We start from the raw sequence: 22,091 nt of genomic DNA, 5'->3' as shown, positions 1-22,091 counted from the left end.
TGCTTTTCCTATTTTATCAAATTTTTATAAAATTAGAAAGTTCAGAAAAAACAGAGTCGCCTCTGTTTTTTTATTCTTATTCTTTGATTAAAAATGCTTCATTAAAGATACCAATATAAGGCAACTGACGGTAGCGTTCCGCATAATCAATGCCGTAGCCCACGATAAATTGGTCTGGAACTTCGAAACCAACATAATCGGCTTCAATGTCAACCTTCCGACCTGCTGGTTTATCTAAAAATGAAATGATTTTCACCGAATTTGCACCGCGCTTTTCAAGCAATCCTTTGAGATAAAGCAATGTGTTTCCTGTGTCAATGATGTCCTCAGCAATCAAAATATCACGGCCTTCAGCAAGAGTTGATAAATCTTTCAAAATCCGCACCTCTCCAGAAGAACGCAACCCTGCACCGTAGCTGGAAACGTCCATAAAATCAACTTCCGCATCAATAGTTAAGGACTTCAATAAATCGACTGTAAACATGATTGAGCCTTTTAAAATTACGACAACCAAAGGATTTTTTCCTGCATAGTCATGAGAAATAAGGGCGCCAAGTTCCTTGACTCTCTTATCGATTGCTTCACTGGTAAATAGAATTTCTTTTAAATGTGGGTGCATTTCCTGCATATCCTGCCTCTTTTCCTGTTCTCTCCTTTCATTTTAACGAATTTTTGATGTCTTTGACAGCAGATTAACCATTTTATTCACTTCTTTTGCTTTATTGTTCGGAAATATCGAACAAAAAAATAAGCCATTGCTTATTTTACTTGTCTTTTTTATATAAAATCTCATATTCTTCACATAAAACGGGCATATCTGGTCGAAATAAGCCAAATTGACGCCAAAATTCTTCATGAGCTTGACGCCAATAAGCAAGACTCAAATCTCCTTCTCCCTCTTTATAAGCATGTTCGGCCGTTACCTTGTCAAACGTGGTTTGATAAACCTTGCTATTGGTTACCGCAGCAATCGGTTGACCTTTTCCATTGAGGATAATATCAAATTTACCGTCAACAGTAGGCATTGGCTCATTTTCTGTGTAGCCTTCAACCGCACTAGCCGTCGCCGTTTTTCGCCCCGAAAGGACTTCTAGTGCCAAATCATCAGCCATTTGAGGATCAGTAATCACTTCACCATCATTTCCAAAAGCAAATGCCCCGCGAAAATCCGCAGGATTTAATCCCGCTTCTTGAATAAAATCACTATATTTCATGGAATTCTCCTTTTTAAGCTAGTATAGCACAAAAAAACTTCTGTCACTAATGACAAAAGTTTTTATGTTTTAAAAGATTGTTTTTTCTAGTAGCTCCTAAGTTGCGTTTCCCTTATTCAGAACCTTAAACAGTCCACAGGACTGTTTTGAGGGAAACTGCGTTTCCCTTATCTGCAACCTTAAACAGTCCACAGGACTGTTTAAGCAATCAAAGTTTCCAATCCAACTTTCATCATGTCTGTAAATGTCAATTGACGTTCTTCAGATGTTGTTACTTCACCTGTCAAAATGTGGTCAGAAATTGTGCAAATTGCAAGTGTTTGTACGTGATGTTTTGCGCCAAGATAGAAGAGTCCTGCTGCTTCCATTTCAATCGCCATAACGCCATATTGACCAAGTGCAACTCCGTCAGGGCCGCCATAGAACAAGTCAGATGAAATCACGTTTCCGACGTGTGCTGGCAATTCCATGTCTTTGGCAATGTGATAAGCTTTGTCAAGCAAGTCAAAATCAGAAATCATTGGGAAATCAAATCCTGGGAAATCGTTTTTAATGATGCTTGATGTTGTTGCTGCACCTTGTGCAATAACAAGGTCACGAATGTGAACATCTGGGTTGATTGAACCAGCAGTTCCCACACGAATCAATTTTTTCACACCATATTCTGTGATCAATTCATTGGCGTAAATTGAGATTGATGGAATCCCCATTCCTGTTCCCATTACAGAGACGCGTTCGCCCTTGTAAGTTCCAGTAAAGCCAAGCATTCCGCGGACATTGTTAAATTGAACAGCGTCTTCGAGGAAGTTTTCAGCGATGAATTTTGCACGCAATGGATCTCCAGGCAAAAGGATTTTGTCTGCGATTTCGCCTTTTTGAGCTTCAATATGTGGTGTTGGCATAGTATTATTCTACTTTCTTTCATAAATTTTAGCTGATTTATATTCTAAACCAGGCTGTCAGTACTGACAGAGTCAATTTTCATTTTTTTGATGACCAGCGCTTCAATGATTTGATTTGCATGCCACAAAAAGTTTTGAAAAACCATTTTTTGAGCGGATTGATTTGCATTTGATCGATGGCTTGGTGTCCCTTGGCAATCGTTTCTTCTAAGCTAATCTCCGGCTGGGTCCAGCTTCCATTTTGATAACAAAAATGGCAGTACTCGCTCGATTGTGAGCCGTCTTTTTCTGTACCAAAATCACTGGCTTGTGTCAGTGGCATGCCACAGCTTTGACAAAATTGTTTCTTCATTTGAATGACACTTTCTAGGAAAGTTATAATGTGTCAAGTTGCTTGACGTGATTTTCAATCTCATCACGTACCTGACGGAAAAAATCTAAAGATTTTCCAGCAGGGTCTTCGAGTCCCCAATGCTGATGTGTTGTCGTTTTTGGAATAACCGGACACTTATCTCTGGCGTCACCGCAAAGGGTGACAATCAAATCACAAGCATTGAAATAATCCAAATCAATCAAATCTGAGGAATGATCTGAAATGTCAATTCCAACTTCTGCCATCACTTGAACGGCAGTCACATTTAGGCCATGTTGTTCCACACCTGCGGAACGGATTTCATAGCCATCTGCTAGGTATTTTTGAGCAAAGTCCTCTGCCATTTGTGAACGGCATGAATTTCCTGTGCAGAGAAAATATATTTTTTTCATTTTTTATTCGTCGTCATTTTCTGTCATTACTGACAGTGAGTGACCTACTTAAACCAATTCGTCCAAAAAGCTTTCGCCAATTTCACCTGGTTTAACGCCAAAGTTTTCAGCAACGGTTGCAGAAATATCAGCAAAGTGTCCGATTGGAAGTGGTTTAGCTTGTGTGAAGGCTTTAGAGAATGTGACAAGTGGAATGTATTCACGTGTGTGGTCAGTTCCGACAAATGTTGGGTCATTTCCGTGGTCAGCTGTAATCATCAAGATGTCATCATCTTTCATGGCTGCCATGATTTCTGGCAAACGTCCATCAAGGTCTTGAATGGCATCACGATATCCTTCTGGATTACGACGGTGACCATATTTAGCATCGAAGTCAACCAAATTAACAAACAAAAGTCCTTCTTCAAATTCAGGCAATGCCATTGCTTTAAGCATACGGTCAACACCGTCCATATCGTTCAAGTTGTGACCCATGTCTTTGTTGATGCCTTGACCTTCATAAATGTCATGGATTTTACCAACTGAAATAACTGGATAACCAGCATCATCAAGGTGATTAAGCACAGTTGGGCCAAATGGTGCAAGTGCATAGTCACGACGGTTTGGTGTGCGTTCAAAGCTACCTGCTTTTGTACCAACGTAAGGACGTGCGATGATACGACCGAGCATCCATTCTGAACCAATGTTAGTGATTTCGCGGACGTATTCACAAATTTTGTAAAGTTCATCAAGTGGAATAATGGCTTCATTCGCTGCAATTTGCAAAACAGGGTCAGCAGATGTGTAAATAATCAACTCGCCTGTCTCAATTTGACGTTCACCAAAATCGTCCAAAACTTGTGTTCCTGAATAAGGTTTGTTTGGTTCGCGCATGATTTTACGACCTGAAAAAGCTTCGATTTTTGTCAAAAGTTCTTCAGGGAAGCCGTCAGGATAAACGGGGAATGGATTTTTAATGTCCAAGCCCATGATTTCCCAGTGACCTGTCATTGTGTCTTTCCCATTTGATACTTCTTCCAATTTTGTAGAGTAGCCAAGTGGGTGATCCGTTGGAGCAACTGTTTTGAGTGGTGTAATATTACCTAAACCTAATTTTTGGAAATTAGGAACATCAAGACCAACAGTTTCAGAAATGTGGCCAATGGTATTTGAGCCTGTATCTGGTGTTTCGTGGTTGAAGAAACGGTTGGCATCTGGTGCTTCACCAATACCAGCTGAGTCCATAACGATGATGTGTACACGACCAAATTTTTTATGTGACATTTTGTTCTCCTTATTGAGCATTGGTTTTCGACGATTGAAAACCTTTTAATCTCGTTTCTATTTTTATTATATCATATTTACACGCATTTTTTTGCTGTAAATTTATTCTAAAACACTTTATTTTGCTGTAAAATTTTTCTTCATTTCTCTGCCAACACATCCTAAGAAAATCAGCAAAGATACGACAGCAACCAAAGCAATGGCAAGCAAGACACCTGCATAATGGCCCACCGTTCCACCCGCTGTAAATGGAAGTTGCAACTTCAAACCATCAATCAATTTTGACGAATAGGTAAAGCCGACCGCCATGGCAATATTGATGACCAAGTTGTAAAATCCAATCGCCGTCCCTTTATCATTTTCAGGCATTTGATCAATACTGGTGTGCAACAAGGGTGCGTAAAGCATGGCAAAGGCACAAGACGTAACCATCAACATGCCAACCATAATCCAACTGCTTGTCCCTACTGACAAAGCAGCAATGACGATGGCAACCAAAACAGCAAGCATTGAAATCAAAATCGCCATAAATGAATTAAAGACTTTGGCAATAGCACCTGATAAACTCCCAACAAGCGCACTTGCCAGCGACGCTGGAATGAAAAGAAGAGCAATCGTTGATAAGTTCATGCGATAGACATTGGTCATCAAAAATGAAAAAGTATTGAGGATAAAGGCAGCTTGAACAGAATAAATCAAGAGATTGACCAAGAGACTATAGACATACAGTTTATTTTTGAAAAATTCGATACTGATGAATGCCGATTTTACTTTAGAAATATAGGTGAGAAAAGCGATAAAGACGAGCGCAAAGACACCAAGATAAAGCCAGTTGAAGTCCGTAATGTAAATCATAACCGAAACAGCTACCCCGGCAACCAAAATCATTCCGATAATGTCCACACGTTTTTTCTCGCCCGTTTCTTTTGGCAGATATTTTAAGATAAAAGGAATGACCAGCAGGGTCAAAAGTGGCACAAGAAACAAATCTTGCCACGCCAAATTGGTCGTGATAAAGCCACCCGTCAAGGTTCCAATAACTGTTGCCAGTTGAAAGGCAGATGTAGAAAAGCCCATGTATTTTTTCTGTTTGTCTTTGTCAATATAACGAGCCACAAAAATCAAATAAAGGGTTTCTGTTGCACCAAGTCCAGACGCTTGAATAACGCGTGATAAAACAACGAGAATCAATGATTGATGGAATATGTAGCCCAAAATGGAACCAAAACTAATCAAACTAATCCCGACAATCAATAATTTTTTAATGGAAATGGCACTAGATAAAGAAGCATAAACAACTGCTCCCATCCCAATCACTAAACCAGCCAATGTCACTTGCCAAGAAACAGTCGTCGCTGACGCATGGAAATAAGTCACCAGTTCTGGAGAAATAATCTTAAAAGAATTGTCGATAACCAAAGAAAAAATCATCAGAAATAAGAGGACAGGAACTGCCTTTCCCACTTGAACTTGATTTTTTTCATTCGGAATTTTTGCAGATTGCCCTGCTTTTAAAAGTGCAGATGTCGCCATGAATAGCGCCTCCAAATTTATTTTTTTGTTTTCATTTTCCACGTCAGAAAATTTTGTAACCGTTCTCTTTCGTTGATAAATTCATTATAAACCTTTTTACAAGAAAAGGTTTTCATAGTTTCATTTTTTCGATGTAAATTTTTACTAAAATAAAAACGCCCTAAAAGGACGGTTTATCTGTTCATTTTGTCAGTGCTGACAGGAATTTTTTTCGTTTATTTTGTGGCACGAATACTGCCTTTTTCTTTATAAATGATGTACATATCGAGCAAAATCCGACAAAGTAATTCGAGTGGCATGGAACTCTCTTCGTCTGCCGCCACGATTTCTTTTTCTAATTTTGATTTGTAACCAAGCAAATAGCTGTTGGAAATCTTGGCCAATTCGCTTGGAAAATCACAAATGAGGGCCAGAACCGTCGCATTTTTTCGTCTGGCTTTCTTGGCAGCCTCAATAATAATTCGCTCTTGCCCCGTAAAACTAAGCGCAATCATCACATCATCGGCTTGCATTTTACCAGCGTATTCTTCCATATTGTCATAGTATCTGGTGATGACATTTTTGCCAATCGATTGCAGTCGGTGCATCAAATCATCGCCAATATCTTCACCGGCATCTCTTGCTACGATGACAATTTGTCTGGCTTTATCAATAGCTTCTACCATATCCGCCAAGCTATCTGTGTTCAAAAAGCCAATCGTTCGTACGACTTCTTCCAGATTACGATAAACAAAAGCATTGGCCTCATCAGACAAACCAGCAACACGAATCAGCGAGTCATGATTGGCACGCTTCAACGAATTTTTATAATCTGGAAAGCCATCAAAGCCTTTCTTTTTAAGTGTTCTGACAATTGTTGCCGTGCTGACGTGTGCCAATTCGGCAAGTTCTGTAATTGATGACAACTGTACTTTTGCCATATTCTTCTCTAAAAAATCCCATGTATAAGTTTCAGTATCTGATATTTTTTTCATTGTCTTTCCTTTTTTAGAAATCTCCTTTTATTATATCATGAAATCCAATACTTATATTGTACTAAAAAGAATAACAATGCTATAATAAAAAGAGAGTGGACACGAAACTGCTTCTGCTTTCAGCATGATACATGTAACAAAAAAGAAGAAAAGAGGTCTCTTATGGACTATCCAACTGACGAATTGGTTTCATCTGTTGCCTTTACTGAAGAAAAGCGCACGGCTGATACTGACATCCAACTTACAAAAAATATCCTTGATTTTTTCAAAGAAAATGACCATTATATTGATTGGCGTAAGGAAAATATTCTCAATCATTTTAGTGATAAAATTCTCGAAGAAACGGCCTACTTTGACCAAATCAGCGTCCAAGCCCTACCGATAGATGAAGAAATCCAAATCTTTGTAACGCAGGCACTTGAAGAAAACGACGGCGCGAGAAAAGGCATGGAACAACTGACCGAACAAGCGTCACAAAGCCGTTCTGACCTCCTCGAAGCTAAAGCCGAACTCAGCGAGACCAAGCTCAAACTGCAAAATGCCATTGACATGAACAAAGCGCTAGTCAAAGAAAAATGGTACCAAAAACTTTTCCGCTCTTTTTCCGATTACAAATACAAATATGAAGTCGAAGGCGCACAAGACAAGAAAAAATAACTGACCAAATTCTGTCAGTAGTGACAGCAAAAAAACTGCCCCAAAGGACAGTTTTTTTATTTATTCTTTAATACCTAAAAGGGTCTTAATTTGTTGGACTTGCATTTTGGCATAAGCGGTTGGATCTGATTTTTGAAGTTCAGCAAGTTGCAAAGCCTTTTCTGGATTCGCTTTGAGCGATTCTTTCATTTCAGCTTGCATGGCTGGTGCTTCTTTGGTCAATTTTGTCACTTGGTCTTGTGTCAATACAAGCCATGTGTCTTTCGGAACTGTCACGAGCGTGTGTTTTTTGACAAGCTCATTTTGTTCACCACCAACACCGAAAATGACTTTCCAAAACTCATTTTTAAAGACGCGTTTTGTAGTCGTTGTTTTGGCTGTTGCTTTTTCAACATCAGCGACTTTATAAGTTGCTGTTTTCTTCAAGGTTTCAATGATGTGTTTTTCATCTGGTACATTTGTTGTAACAGGTTTTTTACTTTTCTCATCGTTACGATAAACTAAAACATAATTATTGGTGTTTTTTCCAATTTCAGATTGAACCAACATGCCGTAAGGAGCTGTTGTGTCACCAGCAGTGTAGATTTGATGACTTTCTGTACTTGTCACTTCTTTCATTGCCCACTTATCAGTGATTTGCAAGGTTAATCCTAACACCGCAAGTGTCAAAAGAACGAAAGAAATGGTTCCTGTAACAAAACGAAGGGGTTTATTTTTAATAAAAACGATACAGTAGAAAGTCAATAAAGTTAGGACTGCTAAGATAATAATAATCATTATTTTTCTCCTCCTTCAATGACAGTTAATTGTGCTGCTTCTTTTTTCTTTTTCGCAAGGAAGAATGAAGCCGCGAAACCAACAATGGCAAATGCTAAACCAATAGCAAACGAGGTATGGTAACCTTTCAGCATGCTGTCAATGGCATCACCAGCATATTTCAAAGGATTTGATTTTTGTAAGCTGTCAGCAGGCATATTATTTGTGATGACATTTTGTGTCACTGATGACAAGAGGGCAACGACAACTGCTGAGGCAAGCGAACGTGCTGTTGAGTTCGACGCTGTCCCATCAGCAACTTCGTTTACTGGAAGAGCATTCATGGCTGAGGCTGTCAATGGCATCATAACCATGGCAATCCCAAACATACGAAGTCCATAAAGGGTTGTTACAAAGTGGTCTGGCGTAGCTGTTCCGAAGAACAAGAATGGAATTGTACCAAGTGCCAAGATTGAGAAACCAAGAATGGCCAAACGACGCACTCCCACTTTGTCAAAGGCAATCCCTGCTAATGGAGAAATGAATCCCATCATAAGCGCCCCTGGCATTAAAATCAAACCTGAATCAAAGGCACTCAAAGCGTGAACTTGTTGCAAGTAAAGGGGCAACATCATTTCAACACCCATCATTGCCATTGTTGCCAAGGCAAGAATGATTGTAGTCAATGTGAATTGACGATTTTTAAAGACGCGAATATCCAAGAAAGGTTGATCCAAATGCAGTTGACGTAAGATAAAGGCAACGATGAAGACCAAACCAATCAAGATTGGCAAGATGACCGTGCTGAATTTTGTCCAACCATCTGAAGAGACATTTGTGAATCCCCAAAGGAAAATCCCAAAACCAATTACTGATTCAATCAATGAAATCAAATCAAGTTTGATTGGGCGGTTTGGAACAACATCACGCATCAAGAAGAACGAAAGCACTGTAACAATGGCCACGATAACCATTGGAAAAAGGAACATCGTTCTCCAACTTCCTGGAAGTGTAATGCCTAAAAAGACGTGGTCATTGCTCATCAACCAACCGGCAAAAGTTGGACCGATGGCTGGGCCAAGGCCGACAACGATTCCGCCAAGCCCCATTACAGCACCCATTTGTTTCGGTGGGAACATGTTAACCAAACATACTTGCATCAAAGGCATGGTAATCCCAGCCGCAATGGCTTGGAACATACGTCCTGCGAGGAAGACCCACCATGCATCTGTTGGTGCAATGTAAGCCAAAAACATTCCCGCAAATAGAATAATATATGAAAGACTATAAAGCCAACGTGTTGGGAATTTAGTAGCAAAATAAGCTGAAATTGGTACCATAATTCCGTTTGCCAATAAGAACCAAGTGGTTGCTTGTTGCGCAGTTGACATTGAAATATCAAAGTCTGTCATCAATGTTGGGATAGCTGTTCCCAACGAGGTTTGCATCAGCATTGAAGCAAATGTTCCGACCAAAATCAGAATTAACATTGCCCAACGACTAAATTTATGTCCATGAATATCAACGCCGTAAACTTTTTCAGCAGCGTGATCATGTTGAGTAGTTGTACTATCCATTTTTCTCTTTCTTCTCCATTTCAGAATTCGTTTCTTGTTTATCTCTTTCGAGCGAGAGTGCCAAATCTAAGAAAATCTTGACGCTTTCTACAAATTCTTTTGCACGTTCTTCTCCCATGGCTTGCAAGACTGCGGCAGTATGCCCCATAAACTCATTATGTGCATTTTCAGCATATTTCCGACCTTTATCGGTAATGCTGACTAAAATTTTACGCCGGTCTTCTCTGGAAATTTCGCGTGTTATCATTCCCTTGTCCTCAAGATTATTCAAAATCGTCGCAATCCGAGCCGTACTCGTATCGGTATATTTTGAAATGTCACTCGGAACAATCGGTTTTCCCGAATTTTTGAACAAATAAAAAATGACCTGATGCTCCCCATGTGAATAGACACTAAAGCGATTGAAAATCTCTGTCCTCTTGGGTGGTTTCGCATTGACGATCAATTGTTCAGCAAGATGATTATAATCCATCATTTCCCCCTCTAAGCTTGGTTAAAAATAGCAATCAATAACGATATTCTGTTTCTAATATTAATTATTTACTAATACCGTTAATTATTATATAGCACTAGAATATTTTTGTCAAGGATTTGAATTCTAGATTTTACCACAAAAAAAGACAAGCAACAGCTTGTCTTTTCTCGATAATCTAAATTCTTTTTTAGCAACAATATGAAGCTTAGAATTAAGCGTCAATCGTTGAGTATTGTGCGTTGGCTTCGATAAACTCACGACGTGGTTCAACACGATCGCCCATGAGCATATCAAAAACTTTATCCGCTTCAGCAGCATCGGTCAATGAAACGCGTGCCATCAAACGATTTTCTGGATCCATTGTCGTTTCCCAAAGTTGATGGTCGTCCATTTCCCCAAGCCCTTTATAACGTTGAATGGTTGGTTTTGAACGACTTTGTGACCAGCGTTCAAGTGCTTCAGCCAATTCTTTTTCTTGATTTGGCCCAGGTTGGATATATTCTTTTGTTTCTGACCCCACTTTAATCCCATAAATTGGTGGTTGTGCAATATAAACATAACCTGCTTCTACTACTGGACGCATGTAACGATAGAACAAAGTCAACAAAAGTGTTCTGATGTGGGCACCATCGACGTCGGCATCGGTCATGATGACCAATTTGTGATAACGGGCTTTTGACAAGTCATAATCCGCTCCGAAACCAGTTCCCATGGCTGTAAAGAGTGATCTAATTTCCTCATTGGCAAGAATTTTATCCATGGTTGCTTTTTCAACGTTCAAGATTTTACCACGAATAGGCAAAATAGCTTGGAAAGCACGATTACGTCCAGATTTTGCTGAACCACCGGCTGAGTCTCCTTCGACGATGAATAATTCAGTTTGTGTTGGGTCATTTGATGAACAATCCGCAAGTTTACCTGGAAGATTTGAAATTTCAAGTCCAGATTTTTTACGGGTTACTTCACGCGCACGTTTTGCGGCAATCCGTGCCTTGCTAGCCAACATTCCTTTTTCGACAATTTTACGTGCCACTTGAGGATTTTCAAGCATGAATGTTTGCAATGCATCAGCAAAGACTTTATTGACAATCCCTGTTACTTCAGAGTTTCCAAGTTTTGTCTTCGTTTGTCCTTCAAATTGAGGATTAGGGTGCTTGATTGAAATAACGGCTGTCAATCCTTCACGCACATCGTCCCCAGTCAAATTGTCTTCATTTTCCTTGAGGATTTTTTGAGATTTGGCATAGGCATTGATGACACGCGTCAAGGCAGTACGGAAACCTTGTTCGTGTGTTCCCCCTTCATGTGTATTGATGTTATTGGCAAATGACATAACAACTGAATGATAAGTGTCTGTATATTGCATGGCAACTTCAACAGTAATGCCGTCCATTTCGCCGTCTGTAAAGATTGCAGGTTCAAAAATGACTTGTTTATTTTCGTTGAGGTATTCAACGTAAGATTTAATCCCACCTTCATAGTGGAAACTGTCGTGATTTTTTTCATTGCCTTCGCGTTTATCTGTGATGGAAATGCGAAGTCCACGGTTCAAGAATGCCAATTCACGCACGCGTGTCAAAAGTTTCTCGTAATCAAACGCTGTTGTTTCAGTGAAAATTTCAGGGTCTGGTACGAAGTGAACGGTTGTTCCACGGTGGTCTGTTTCACCAATCACTTTCAAATCTTCGATGACATGTCCGCGATGGTATTGTTGGTAATATTTCTTGCCGTCTTTATGAACTGTCACGTCAAGTATGGTTGACAGAGCATTGACTACTGAAGAACCAACACCATGCAAACCGCCTGAAACTTTATAACCGCCACCGCCGAATTTACCTCCGGCGTGCAAGACTGTAAAGACTGTTTCTACTGCGGGACGTCCCGTTTTTTCTTGAATATCAACAGGAATCCCACGACCATCATCAACAACGGTAATTGAGTCATCTGGCTCAATGAAAACTTCAATATGTGTTGCAAAGCCAGCAAGAGCTTCGTCAATAGAATTATCTACAATTTCCCAGACCAAATGGTGCAATCCCTCTTTTGAGGTTGAGCCGATATACATACCTGGACGCATCCGAACGGCTTCGAGCCCTTCAAGGACTTGAATCTGACTGGCGTCATATTTGTCTGCAAGCTTTTCTATTTCTAAATCTTTTTCGTTCAAAATAAATCTCATTTCTATCGAGTCATTACTACTATTATAGCACAATTTAGCGGTTTTTTCTTCCAATCAAAAAAATAAATCTTTCTGAAAGACTTATTTTTATACTTTATATTTTTTTGCTGCTGAATAAGACAGGTTTTATTTTCTAAGTTTGATTTTTCATTAGTCAAGTAAATCAAGCAAGCTTTTTATGGATTGACTGGCATCTGGATTGCGTTTGGTGGCATCAAAGAAAATAGAGGCTACACCTGCTGCATTTCCTGCCTCAATATCCAGCGGTCGATCTCCAATCATCACCGTTTTTTGCGGGTTCAGCTGGTATTTTTGACAGAGATACAAGATTGAATCTGGTGCTGGCTTCCGCTTGAAGCCATTGTCAGAGCTGACCACTTCGGTAAAGAATTGGTCAATGCCTGCCCGCGCCAAAATAGCCATGACCTGATGATTCCGATGGGAAATCATGAAATTTTTACAGCCACTTGCTGTCAGCTCTGACAGGACTTTTTCCGCTCCCTTGAATAAAATCGGTTGTTTAAGCGTTTCTGCTTCGAGCTGTTTATAAAAGCTCAGAAAATCAGGAATATCACTGGCAAAAGTTTCAACAGCATGTGTCGTCGAAATCTTTAAAGCATCATAAATGTCTTCGTGCAAAAAAACACGTTCGGATTTTGCCCACAGCGCTGCTGCAAATGCGCGACTTGAACTTTCATAATTATCTAATAGGGTACCGCCCAAATCCCAAATATAATTTTCGTATTCCATGTGATAATTATAACATAGTTCCAACCCAATCGTGTGAATGAACGAGGAATTTTTTGTTCTACTTCTTGTCAGTGCTGACAAGGGATCTGTTGACATAAATACCACCAAATTTGATTTGTTCATATGCGCCATAAGTGGCAAAGATAAAGACAGATAGAAGAACAAAAATAGGCAGGAACCAGATGACAAAAGCGCTGATGCCTAACAAGACATAATAAAAGTACTGTCGATTTTTGCTATAAAAAACCGAAATCCGCGCATACTCTCCTTCACGGATAAGTTCTGCTTCCATCAAACTAAAAGCCAATGACCACAAAAAAATGATCAGCAGATAAAAGAGCTCCGGCAAGAACAAATTCGGATTTCTCCCCACCCAAGCCGTTGCCACAGGAAATAAACTCATGGTAAAAACCCAAAAGCCATTGTACCAGTAAACTTTAACATTCACTTTTCTGACGGCTTCAAATAGCGAGTGGTGGTTATACCAAACCACCCAAATCACCGCAAAACTCAATAGGTAGGCAAAAAAAGGCAGTCCTTCTTGACTTAACGCATGAAAAGTCGCATTTTGAGGCAACGGAAGTTGCAGTACCATAATGGTGGCAACGATTGCTACAATGGCATCCGTATAATTTAGAAAACGTTCTTTTGACATTTTTTTATCCTTTGGTGTAATCTAAAGAAATTATACCACATTGTCAGAAAGGACAGAAGCTTTATTTTTCATGTTCAATTTTTTTCGAAAGTCTTTTTCGACAAATGCTGCCGCAAGAACAATGGCAAAGAGAATTCCGAACATTCCTAGCAGCATACTTGCCACTTCTGCCATCAAAAGTTTGGAATTCAGTATTTGTGCCCAAGAATATTGCAAACGGACAAACCATAATATCAACCCAACGGTTGCCCCAAGCATTCCAAAAAAGAGGGTGTTAATTGCTGTGCCAAGGATCTGCTGACTCAGTACTTTTCTTTGTTGATGAAACTGCGTCAGGGTCATTTCAGGGTCTTGTTCTATCACCTCTATCAAATTAGCCACAATCGCCATTGCAGACTCAGCAACAGCACCTAACATTGAGATCGTCATAACGGCGATGACCACGTTTGAGAAATTCAATCCAACGGTTAGGGACAAATTTTCCAGTTCATCAGCATTTTCAGAAGAAAAGCCTTGAAATTGACCAAAATATTGAAGGAATACAGCCACCACCATCAAACAAAGCACAACGATGATACTTGTCTTGAAGGCAATATTTGTCGTATCGCCATCTTCTGAGGACATATAAATGGACAATGCCAAGATAATGACCGTAAAGACAGGTAAAATAATCAAGACTGGAAAGCCCCAGCCCATCAAATTGACCAATAAAAAGATGGCAATAAAATTAAAAGCAAGTCCTAAAAGATTACGAATTCCGTCTTTTTTGGCAACAGCAATCATCAGCACTGACAAGAGGATAAATAAAATCAGTAAGCTATTCATAAGCCCTCCTTTTTCTCATGAAAGACAATTCCAAAACTTGTCACAAATGACGTCACAGGAACGGCAAGCACAATTCCGATTGCTGAAATCAAGGTTTGAAGGAGTCCTAGATTGAGACCAACGGATGCGATGTAGTCCCAACTATTACCATTGCGCAAAAGCAAAAGGAGCATGGGGAAGGCTTCCGCCATAAAAATCATGAAGAGCACATTGGTCAGCGTGCCGATAATTTCTTGCCCGATGCTAAAGCCTGATCGAACATAATCACGAAAAGTCAGTTGAATTTGATTGAGCTGATTTTGTCTGGAGAGACCAAACAGGCCCGCCACAATGTCTCCTGTCCCATCCATAATGGCACCTAAAACCGAAATCATTGTGCCGACAAAGAAAAATTGTGCTGGATTTTGCGTCACATACTCTAAATATTCAAAATGAACGCCTGCATTTCCTGTCCAACTCAAGACCAGAAATACGAGTGCAAAGGTCAATAAAGTGGTCAAAACGGTGGTTAACAGTGCATAAAGCATTTGTCGATTGGGGCCAATGACAAAAAGCAATGAGGAGGCCGCAAATACCAAAGATAGAAAGCCAAATAAAAGCAATACTGGCGGTGTAAAATTCACGTTGACCAAAACAACCACGACGAAATAAAGCAGATTTAATAAAAGGGACAGCATTAAAAAGACTGAAAAACGCAGCTGCGTCAACAGCAACAAAATTCCGATAAAAAGAACGACCATGGCTGCAAGCAAGGCATCTCTTTTTAAAGTCATGATTTCATAATGATTTCCGATTTTTTGCAAAATAACCTGCTGGCCGACCCGATAAACTTGCCCTGTCACCTGTGACTGAGCAACCTCGTTTGTGAGCACCACTTTTGTTTTAGATTGATTTAGAAGTTGAATTTCTAAAGCTTGCGTGATTTGAAGGTCTGTATTTTGATAATTGTCTTCAATTTTTTGTTGATTTGTCGTTTGTACACTGACAATTTTTCCGACTGTTTTTTGATAAAGGCCTGCGTCATTGTCAACAATGACAAAAACAAGCAGACTCGCTAACAGAACAAAAATCAGTTGTATTATTTTCTTTTTCATATCGTTTCCACTACTATTCTCTAGTCATTTTAACCTAGAAAGGCCATAATTTCAATGAAAAAGGATGACCGAAGTCACCCTTTTTCGTTTTTTATGCTTTTGTCTCCTCTACAGGCATTTGAGTTGCCTTATTTGAAATCATGTCGGCAAAGATTGCTTTTGATTTGCCAACTGTAAAAAAGTGATACCTTTTACCTGCATAGCTAAAGCCACAGCCAAAGCGTGTCATTCTTACCGCACTCACATGCTTCAAATCAAATTCATTCATTTTCAAACGTGGAAAAGAAGGGAAATAGAGCTGTCCTTTCGTTATCATAAAACGGTGCGGACAGATCAAAATCAAAAATGTCAGTACTGACAGCCACATGAGGAGTGTCAATAACCAATTCGATTGTTTGTTAAGTTCGTAAAAAACGACCCGTTCAAAAGATAAAACGATAATCCCCCAGAGCCAAGCCAAACGATAGTTGCTTGAAACGGGAAGAAAGAAACCTGATTGCATTTTTCTTATTTCTCCTTTATTTTTTTACTGTTGGATAATCACTAATGGTCGATTTTCCTTGATTTTGTGAAATTAAGCTGGTTGATTTAGCTGCTAATTCTTCATTTTCTTCTTTCAGGCGTTTTTTGGTTGCCTTAACAGAATAGTCATAATCACTGGCATTGACCGTCTTAAATCCATCAGGTTGATAGAACCTAAGTAAGTTTTGGTTGTTGACCTTGTCAGACATGGAAAGCATGGTTGAAACCTTACTCTTTATTTCTTTGACATAAGCTTCCTGTGCTTCTGATAATTCGTCTATCTCAAGGCCCGTTTGTGTATCATAGTAATGACGACTATTGAGACTTGGAAGGGTAATGGTTGGTGTAACAAAGCCACCATTTCGAAGGGCGACATAGTCTTGACGACCAGAGGCAAACATGTCTTGTCCAAACTGAATATAAGATTTGGTATCAATGCCCAAAAGATGTTCCAAGGTTGGCATAACATCAATTTCACCCGTGTAAGTACTGATAATATGACCGTTTGTTTGTCCAGGAATATGAACCATAAATGGCGTTCTTTGGAGCATGGTATTGTCATAAGCTGTTACATTGTCCGCATCTTTTCCAAGATATTGGAGGAATGTTTTAGTATCTGACCCTGAAATTCCGTAATGGTCACCGTATAGGACAATAATAGATTTGTCATACAATCCCGAATTTTTCAGGTAAGTAAAGAACTCTTCAACCGCTTGATCCAAATAGTGTGCCGTTTCAAAATAGCCATCTACAACTTTACTACCAGAATCAACTGTCGCAAAGTTTGGATCCTTGTCTGAATCTCCCAATTCATAATTCAAGTGGTTGGTCACCGTCATGAATTTTGTATAAAATGGTTGTTGCATTTGTTCTAAATACTGAACAGAATCTTCGAAGAAGACCTTATCTTTAATGCCCCACGGACTCATATTTTCAGATGAATTATCATAGAAACTTTGATCAAAGAAATTGTCGTAACCCATTTGTTTATAGGTGTTGATACGATTGTAGAAGGCACCTGCATTGCCGTGGAAAACGGCTGAGCTATAGCCATCTTGTTGTGCCAAAATTGCTGGCATGGCTTGGAAAGTCTGCGTTGATCCATATTTTGCAAATAGTGAGCCTGCTGGCAAGCCAAATGTCGAAGTTTCAAGCATGGTTTCAGCATCAGAAGTCTTTCCTTGACCAACTTGGTTGAAGAAATTGCTAAATGAATAGGTCTGATTTGAGTGATACACAGAATTCAAGAATGGTGTAACCACATGTTCTTTTCCATCCGTCCCTTTAATCTTCAAGTCAATCAGATCTTGTTGGAAAGATTCCAAATGAATCTCGATGACATTTTTATTTTTGGCAATGCCGTACATTTCAATATTTGGAGAAAGGTAACGGTCGGACGCAATGTATTTTTGAACTTCTTCAAGCGTGCTTTTATTGGCATCCTTACGTTCGGTATTGACCATGTGCGTATAGTAACCATTTGTCAACATCCAAGGACCTAAGCCAAGATAACGTACCACATAGGTCTTATCTGATTGTGCTCTTCTGAGAATCAACTGATTTTTGAGCGCATCTCCAGCCCAAAAATTGAGTCCAAACATAGCCAAACCAAGTGAAGTATAGGTAAAGGCACGCTTAGCACCAATTGGACGATTATCAAACTTAATTTTTTTGGCAATGATTAACACCAAAATGACAATCAAGTCAATCCAGTAAACCCAGTCCATCAAATGCACCGGTACCGAACCAAAATCAAAGCCATGTTGGAACATGCCAGCTCCACCTGTTACCGTATCAATAGTGACAAAGTCAGTAAATTCACGGTAATACAACACATTAAGGTAGAGCAAAACATTTGCGATGATTGCCAAAACAAAGGTCGCAATATAATAAAGCGATGTCCGTCGAATGAACAACAAAATCGCAAAACAGGTAAATGTAAATCCAATTGGATTTACAATCATCATCAGGTACTCAGCTACGCCAACTGCCCGTAAATTAAAGACACCAAAATATGCTATCATTGATTTAGCCCACACGAAAAGGACAAGATAAGTCATCATCCCCACTCGCGTGTTAAATCCAGAAAGTAATTTTTTCAATTTAAAACCTCTTTAAGTTCTTTTTTTCAGCACTCTACTGCTACCAGCCGAAATTATTAACTTTTTACATATAAAAAAGTAAAAAGACAATTAAATGTAAAAATATAAATATTTTCACTATGTCTCAACTTAATTTTACCATAAAAAGATTAAATATGTCTTAAAAATGAAAAAAGACGCAATCAATGCGTCTTATAATAGATTCCGATTAAGAGTAAATAAAGTAAGGCAAACAGAGCAATTAAACCTGTTGAATACTTATATTCTGCCTGAATTTTTGTAAATTGGAAGCCTAAAGCTACTTCTTTTCCGTCAAATTCAGCGCGTGTTGGATAATCCAAAACGGCGGTCTCCGTCATTGCACCAACCTTTTGTGTTTTGGCTGTTCGATTGTCATAAACAATGCGGTATTGGCCAGCTTCAAAAGACTGCTGAACAAGATAGTCAGTAGTTCCTGCCGCCACACTAGCTGTCAGTACTGACAGCCACTTCTGATTCACTTTTTTCTCAACCCTTAATTCAAGTTCAGCTGAATTAGCGGTCGTTACATTCAACAAATCGGCTTCCGTATTCAAGTTGACAATCTGACTGATTTTCTGGCCCGGCTTGAGTGAGACAAAACCTTTATCCAGATTGTAATTGTTCAAAGGCTGGAATTGGGCATTGACAACGATGGTCTGTTTGGGTTGCATTCTCATAACAGTTGCCATAAGTCCTAGGGACAAGACAGATAAAAGGCTTAAGATGACGACCATTTTCTTTTTCCCTAAGTTTGCTATTCGTTTAGGTAGAAAAGGCACACTTTTTAGTGAAAAAAGTGATTCCAGTGAAAGTATTCCTGAAACAGCTAACAAGCCAATGGTCATGAATTGATAGCGTGGTTTCACTTCCCATAAAAAAGTATGAAAGAGTGAAATCCCCATAATAATCAAAATGGCAAAAGTGAACAGATTGACTGCCGCTTTTTTTTCTTGCTTGAGTCTAAGGAAAATCGCTAGTAATAAAAGTGCCATTAGTGCTTTGGCGTAGCTTTCGAAAAAGAGATTGATGGCACCGATATGCTCGATTAGAAAGGCAGGTGCTTTTGCCCAATGATAAACATAGGAATAAAGCTGATAATCCGTTCCCGTCGCAAAAGTTCCGCAAGACCACAAGCTTGAAAATTTCGTGATATAAAGCACTGGAATTTTCCAAGGGGCCGCTGCCAATTCGCTGACTCTTTGTACAATCCCTGCATTCGCTGCCTCTTTGGCAGTTTCATAGCCTGGGTGGTAAAGAATATAATCCCGGTCCGCCGTTGTCCATTCTCCCATGCTGCTAAAGTTAACGGACTCGTAAAACCAATTTGAAGTGGGAAAAACATTGGGATTGTTCATATCATAATTGACAGCTTTTGCCAAACCACGTGTCGCACCAAATGCTAAAACCATTCCAATCAAGCAGGCCAAAAAGTACTTACCCAACGATTGCCATAAATTCCCATATTTTACCTTGTCAAAAAAGGCAATGAGCGCAAAAATAACTAAGGCAACCAAAACGACAATCACATTTGGTCTTGCCAGATAAGCCAGCATAAAAATCAAAACAAGCGACAGATACTGACGTTTTTTAAAGACTCGATTTGTCAAAAGCACTTGAAATTGACTGGCTAGCAACAAGAGCATTAGAATAGCGATGCCATCAGTATAACCAATTCTCAGAATAAAATCGTAATTCATTGGCAGAATCAGCATAAAAATGGAAGCAAAGGCAGCGAAAGCTAGCTTTTTCCGTCCTAAAATCCGAACGACCATCAACCAAATTAAGCTATTGATTAGGATATTGAAGCCGTAAAAAAAGACATAATAGGACAGGTGGAACAAGCTCGACAGCTTGATTAAGACAATTTGCAAGCTCATAAATGGAATTAAATTTGGGTAATATTGCACCCATTCGTCCCAAACGTGACTGCCTTCTGTCAGTTGAAGTGCCTGCGTTGCCGTATGCCAAGGGTCACCAAAAACTTGAAGACGAACAGCCGAAACGGCAATAATTTGAAAAATAATGAAAAGAACAAAGTTAAGAAGGACTAATTTTTTCGTTTGTACTGCAGAAAAGTTTTTAAGTTTTCTAAAAATGAAACGAAAGACAAAAAACAATAATAGGGTCAGTAATACAACAGAAACTGGCTCAACAAAGCCAGCATCGGTGTATGGTTCAAGAAGCATGACAAAAAATGCCAAGCCAAATAAACCCAAAAGAGAACCATAGAGCATTTTATTTAATAACTTCATTTTTTAACCCTATCCCCTTCTTTTGACGTCTCATGTTGCTATAATCCATCAAGCCTTTGACCGCCAGAATAATCATGATTGGAGCAAAATTATAAAGATAGCGTGAGTTAGCCTCCCAAATCAATAAAAATCCTGTTAAGCCAACCATCGAAAGAGCCAAAATGAACCAATAGGTTTTCCAATTTTTAAATAGCGAAAGATAAATTTCATACCACATGAAAAAGACAAGAGGGAACCAAAGTAAAGATTGCCCCCAACGGTTGAGGATATTTCCTGCATGGCTACCGATACTTCGATCATTCATCCAGTCAAAATAGTGATAGAGGATGGGGTTCATGTGCTGATAAGTATAAAAGTAATCACGCAAATCGCCATTGAGCCAAGTGTATGAAATTTTTCGCCCCAGTTGGAAAATAATCCCAAAAAAGCCTTGTTTTTTCAGATTTTCTTGGAACAAACGAATGTCTGCTGCCTGCTTCTCTGCTTTTGACGGAAATTGTTCTGAATAAGCTAGAACAGCCGGGTCAAATCCACCTGAATAATTTCCAGGTGCAAAAGACATGGTTACCCAGTGCATCAAAGGTAAATTATAACGATTGTTGGCTGCTTGTGTAAAAGCTGGATCACTTGAGACCACAGATTTGACATATTGATGTGTCCCATAAAATGTCAACAAAGCAATCGGCAACAAGAGGGCAATTTTTTTCCACTTCTTATTTAAAACAAAGAAGCCAAAAAGCGCAATGAGCGGAAACGTAACTGTTGGTTTGATATTATAGCCAAAAAACATAATTAAACAAGCAAGAACATACCATAAAATTTCTTTTTTTATGGTTTTAGCCTGCAAGCCGTAAACCAAGAATAACAACCCACAAATCGTAAAGGGGATTGAGGCCGTATCCGTATAAAACTGTGCGCCGTACATATAAAATGGCATGAAGGCAAAAGCAGCCAGATTATAAAGTAAAGCTAATTTTTCTGAAGCCAATTTCTTCATGGTCAAAGAGCCTGCCATAACGGAAATTGTTGTCAGTACTGACGATAAACCTGTCATCCAAATAATTTTTGCCAGCACAGACGTTGTTTTTGCAAACAAGGTGTTTTGTAAAATGGCAAAAAATTGATTATTTGGGTATCTTAGAAAATACAAAAGTTGATTTTCTGTAGCAGGTAAATGGTCAAAAGTTTGACCTTTTAAAAAGCTGGTGTTTTCAAATAGGACAAAGAAGTCCCAGTTATGAACTGAAAATGGAACTTTAACCATAAAGAAGAATGGTACAAAAAGCATTGCAAGGGTGAGAATAATGCTTGAAGTTCTGTAAAAGCGGTGCGTTTTTTCTTCTGGGACTTGGTCAATATGCTGACTTGTTTGGTACACAAAGAGCAAATAGACCATTGAAACCAGCAGCGTGATATTTCCCAAGATAAAGGCAATGAGTGTCGTCAGATGCCATTGTCTTGTAAATAAGAGCGCAATGAGATTGGCTAATCCAAAAATAAGTAGCGCAATTTTTTTTGTTTTCTTTTCGACATTGAGAAAAGAATAAAACTTCCTAATATTTTCCACGATAAATC

Annotated in this window: 21 protein-coding genes; 1 reads left to right on the top strand and 20 read right to left on the bottom strand. The window is 39.1% G+C overall.

Features of this window, described 5'->3' with window-relative positions; translation table 11 throughout:
- Positions 1-76 precede the first annotated feature (76 nt).
- From hpt to GHI45_RS01750, 8 genes are all read right to left on the bottom strand, one after another.
- Positions 77-619: a hypoxanthine phosphoribosyltransferase gene (hpt, locus tag GHI45_RS01785; RefSeq protein WP_147779468.1), complete on the bottom strand. Its 543-nt coding sequence runs from the start codon at positions 617-619 to the stop codon at positions 77-79.
- A 145-nt stretch (positions 620-764) separates the two neighbouring features.
- Positions 765-1,214 carry an ASCH domain-containing protein gene (locus tag GHI45_RS01780; RefSeq protein ID WP_147779434.1) on the bottom strand — a complete coding sequence of 150 codons (450 nt, stop codon included), beginning with the start codon at positions 1,212-1,214 and terminating at the stop codon, positions 765-767.
- 200 nt (positions 1,215-1,414) lie between these two features.
- Positions 1,415-2,116, bottom strand: a complete 702-nt coding sequence (deoD, locus tag GHI45_RS01775; protein ID WP_147779433.1) for a purine-nucleoside phosphorylase — start codon at positions 2,114-2,116, stop codon at positions 1,415-1,417.
- Positions 2,117-2,195: 79 nt separating this feature from the next.
- The gene (locus GHI45_RS01770) at positions 2,196-2,468 is read right to left on the bottom strand and encodes a zinc ribbon domain-containing protein (RefSeq protein WP_147779432.1); all 273 of its coding nucleotides are present in this window, start codon (positions 2,466-2,468) and stop codon (positions 2,196-2,198) included.
- Between the two features lie 23 nt (positions 2,469-2,491).
- Complete coding sequence (gene arsC, locus GHI45_RS01765) at positions 2,492-2,881, bottom strand: arsenate reductase (thioredoxin) (RefSeq protein ID WP_147779431.1); 390 nt, start codon at positions 2,879-2,881, stop codon at positions 2,492-2,494.
- Between the two features lie 48 nt (positions 2,882-2,929).
- A complete protein-coding gene (locus GHI45_RS01760) occupies positions 2,930-4,144 on the bottom strand; it encodes a phosphopentomutase (protein ID WP_187230050.1) in 1,215 nt (404 codons plus the stop codon).
- A gap of 117 nt (positions 4,145-4,261) precedes the next feature.
- On the bottom strand, positions 4,262-5,677 hold the full coding sequence (locus GHI45_RS01755) for an MFS transporter (RefSeq protein ID WP_147779429.1): 1,416 nt from the start codon (positions 5,675-5,677) through the stop codon (positions 4,262-4,264).
- Positions 5,678-5,892: 215 nt separating this feature from the next.
- Complete coding sequence (locus GHI45_RS01750; RefSeq protein ID WP_147779428.1) at positions 5,893-6,651, bottom strand: MurR/RpiR family transcriptional regulator; 759 nt, start codon at positions 6,649-6,651, stop codon at positions 5,893-5,895.
- Between the two features lie 162 nt (positions 6,652-6,813).
- On the opposite strand from GHI45_RS01750, the gene GHI45_RS01745 reads away from it, so the two are divergent.
- A complete protein-coding gene (locus GHI45_RS01745) occupies positions 6,814-7,308 on the top strand; it encodes a hypothetical protein (RefSeq protein WP_147779427.1) in 495 nt (164 codons plus the stop codon).
- A 60-nt stretch (positions 7,309-7,368) separates the two neighbouring features.
- On the opposite strand, the gene GHI45_RS01740 is transcribed toward GHI45_RS01745, so the two are convergent.
- The 12 genes from GHI45_RS01740 to GHI45_RS01685 all read right to left on the bottom strand — a co-directional run bounded on the left by GHI45_RS01740 (position 7,369) and on the right by GHI45_RS01685 (position 22,083).
- Entirely contained in the window at positions 7,369-8,085 is a 717-nt protein-coding gene (locus GHI45_RS01740) for a DUF4811 domain-containing protein (RefSeq protein ID WP_153497376.1), read from the bottom strand.
- Positions 8,085-9,641, bottom strand: coding sequence for an MDR family MFS transporter (locus GHI45_RS01735; protein WP_187230051.1), 1,557 nt, complete (start codon positions 9,639-9,641; stop codon positions 8,085-8,087). Before GHI45_RS01735 ends, GHI45_RS01740 begins: the two co-directional genes overlap by 1 nt.
- The gene (locus tag GHI45_RS01730; protein ID WP_147779425.1) at positions 9,634-10,113 is read right to left on the bottom strand and encodes a MarR family winged helix-turn-helix transcriptional regulator; all 480 of its coding nucleotides are present in this window, start codon (positions 10,111-10,113) and stop codon (positions 9,634-9,636) included. Before GHI45_RS01730 ends, GHI45_RS01735 begins: the two co-directional genes overlap by 8 nt.
- A gap of 214 nt (positions 10,114-10,327) precedes the next feature.
- A complete protein-coding gene (gene gyrB / locus GHI45_RS01725; RefSeq protein ID WP_147779424.1) occupies positions 10,328-12,283 on the bottom strand; it encodes a DNA topoisomerase (ATP-hydrolyzing) subunit B in 1,956 nt (651 codons plus the stop codon).
- A gap of 162 nt (positions 12,284-12,445) precedes the next feature.
- Entirely contained in the window at positions 12,446-13,045 is a 600-nt protein-coding gene (locus GHI45_RS01720; protein WP_147779466.1) for an HAD family hydrolase, read from the bottom strand.
- Positions 13,046-13,103: 58 nt separating this feature from the next.
- Entirely contained in the window at positions 13,104-13,700 is a 597-nt protein-coding gene (locus GHI45_RS01715) for a TMEM175 family protein (RefSeq protein WP_147779423.1), read from the bottom strand.
- A 30-nt stretch (positions 13,701-13,730) separates the two neighbouring features.
- Positions 13,731-14,525 carry a YibE/F family protein gene (locus GHI45_RS01710; protein ID WP_147779422.1) on the bottom strand — a complete coding sequence of 265 codons (795 nt, stop codon included), beginning with the start codon at positions 14,523-14,525 and terminating at the stop codon, positions 13,731-13,733.
- Positions 14,522-15,619 carry a YibE/F family protein gene (locus GHI45_RS01705; RefSeq protein WP_147779421.1) on the bottom strand — a complete coding sequence of 366 codons (1,098 nt, stop codon included), beginning with the start codon at positions 15,617-15,619 and terminating at the stop codon, positions 14,522-14,524. Before GHI45_RS01705 ends, GHI45_RS01710 begins: the two co-directional genes overlap by 4 nt.
- 91 nt (positions 15,620-15,710) lie before the next feature.
- Positions 15,711-16,121: an EbsA family protein gene (locus tag GHI45_RS01700; protein WP_147779420.1), complete on the bottom strand. Its 411-nt coding sequence runs from the start codon at positions 16,119-16,121 to the stop codon at positions 15,711-15,713.
- Between the two features lie 16 nt (positions 16,122-16,137).
- Positions 16,138-18,204 carry an LTA synthase family protein gene (locus tag GHI45_RS01695; RefSeq protein ID WP_370450740.1) on the bottom strand — a complete coding sequence of 689 codons (2,067 nt, stop codon included), beginning with the start codon at positions 18,202-18,204 and terminating at the stop codon, positions 16,138-16,140.
- A 221-nt stretch (positions 18,205-18,425) separates the two neighbouring features.
- A complete protein-coding gene (locus tag GHI45_RS01690; RefSeq protein WP_147779419.1) occupies positions 18,426-20,516 on the bottom strand; it encodes a hypothetical protein in 2,091 nt (696 codons plus the stop codon).
- Complete coding sequence (locus GHI45_RS01685) at positions 20,500-22,083, bottom strand: glycosyltransferase family 39 protein (protein WP_255514199.1); 1,584 nt, start codon at positions 22,081-22,083, stop codon at positions 20,500-20,502. The genes GHI45_RS01690 and GHI45_RS01685 overlap by 17 nt, the downstream gene beginning before the upstream one ends.
- Positions 22,084-22,091: the final 8 nt, after the last annotated feature.

Source organism: Lactococcus sp. dk101, from assembly GCF_009601055.1.
In the GTDB taxonomy this organism is placed as follows: Bacteria; Bacillota; Bacilli; order Lactobacillales; family Streptococcaceae; genus Lactococcus.
This window is presented reverse-complemented; position numbering and strand designations above follow the sequence as displayed.

Bases quoted from the DNA above. Each gene is read 5' to 3' on its own strand.
- hpt (WP_147779468.1), bottom strand. From the start codon at position 619: ATGCACCCACATTTAAAAGAAATTCTATTTACCAGTGAAGCAATCGAT.
- GHI45_RS01780 (WP_147779434.1), bottom strand. From the start codon at position 1,214: ATGAAATATAGTGATTTTATTCAAGAAGCGGGATTAAATCCTGCGGAT.
- deoD (WP_147779433.1), bottom strand. From the start codon at position 2,116: ATGCCAACACCACATATTGAAGCTCAAAAAGGCGAAATCGCAGACAAA.
- GHI45_RS01770 (WP_147779432.1), bottom strand. From the start codon at position 2,468: ATGAAGAAACAATTTTGTCAAAGCTGTGGCATGCCACTGACACAAGCC.
- arsC (WP_147779431.1), bottom strand. From the start codon at position 2,881: ATGAAAAAAATATATTTTCTCTGCACAGGAAATTCATGCCGTTCACAA.
- GHI45_RS01760 (WP_187230050.1), bottom strand. From the start codon at position 4,144: ATGTCACATAAAAAATTTGGTCGTGTACACATCATCGTTATGGACTCA.
- GHI45_RS01755 (WP_147779429.1), bottom strand. From the start codon at position 5,677: ATGGCGACATCTGCACTTTTAAAAGCAGGGCAATCTGCAAAAATTCCG.
- GHI45_RS01750 (WP_147779428.1), bottom strand. From the start codon at position 6,651: ATGAAAAAAATATCAGATACTGAAACTTATACATGGGATTTTTTAGAG.
- GHI45_RS01745 (WP_147779427.1), top strand. From the start codon at position 6,814: ATGGACTATCCAACTGACGAATTGGTTTCATCTGTTGCCTTTACTGAA.
- GHI45_RS01740 (WP_153497376.1), bottom strand. From the start codon at position 8,085: ATGATTATTATTATCTTAGCAGTCCTAACTTTATTGACTTTCTACTGT.
- GHI45_RS01735 (WP_187230051.1), bottom strand. From the start codon at position 9,641: ATGGATAGTACAACTACTCAACATGATCACGCTGCTGAAAAAGTTTAC.
- GHI45_RS01730 (WP_147779425.1), bottom strand. From the start codon at position 10,113: ATGGATTATAATCATCTTGCTGAACAATTGATCGTCAATGCGAAACCA.
- GHI45_RS01720 (WP_147779466.1), bottom strand. From the start codon at position 13,045: ATGGAATACGAAAATTATATTTGGGATTTGGGCGGTACCCTATTAGAT.
- GHI45_RS01715 (WP_147779423.1), bottom strand. From the start codon at position 13,700: ATGTCAAAAGAACGTTTTCTAAATTATACGGATGCCATTGTAGCAATC.
- GHI45_RS01710 (WP_147779422.1), bottom strand. From the start codon at position 14,525: ATGAATAGCTTACTGATTTTATTTATCCTCTTGTCAGTGCTGATGATT.
- GHI45_RS01705 (WP_147779421.1), bottom strand. From the start codon at position 15,619: ATGAAAAAGAAAATAATACAACTGATTTTTGTTCTGTTAGCGAGTCTG.
- GHI45_RS01700 (WP_147779420.1), bottom strand. From the start codon at position 16,121: ATGCAATCAGGTTTCTTTCTTCCCGTTTCAAGCAACTATCGTTTGGCT.
- GHI45_RS01695 (WP_370450740.1), bottom strand. From the start codon at position 18,204: ATGATGACTTATCTTGTCCTTTTCGTGTGGGCTAAATCAATGATAGCA.
- GHI45_RS01690 (WP_147779419.1), bottom strand. From the start codon at position 20,516: ATGAAGTTATTAAATAAAATGCTCTATGGTTCTCTTTTGGGTTTATTT.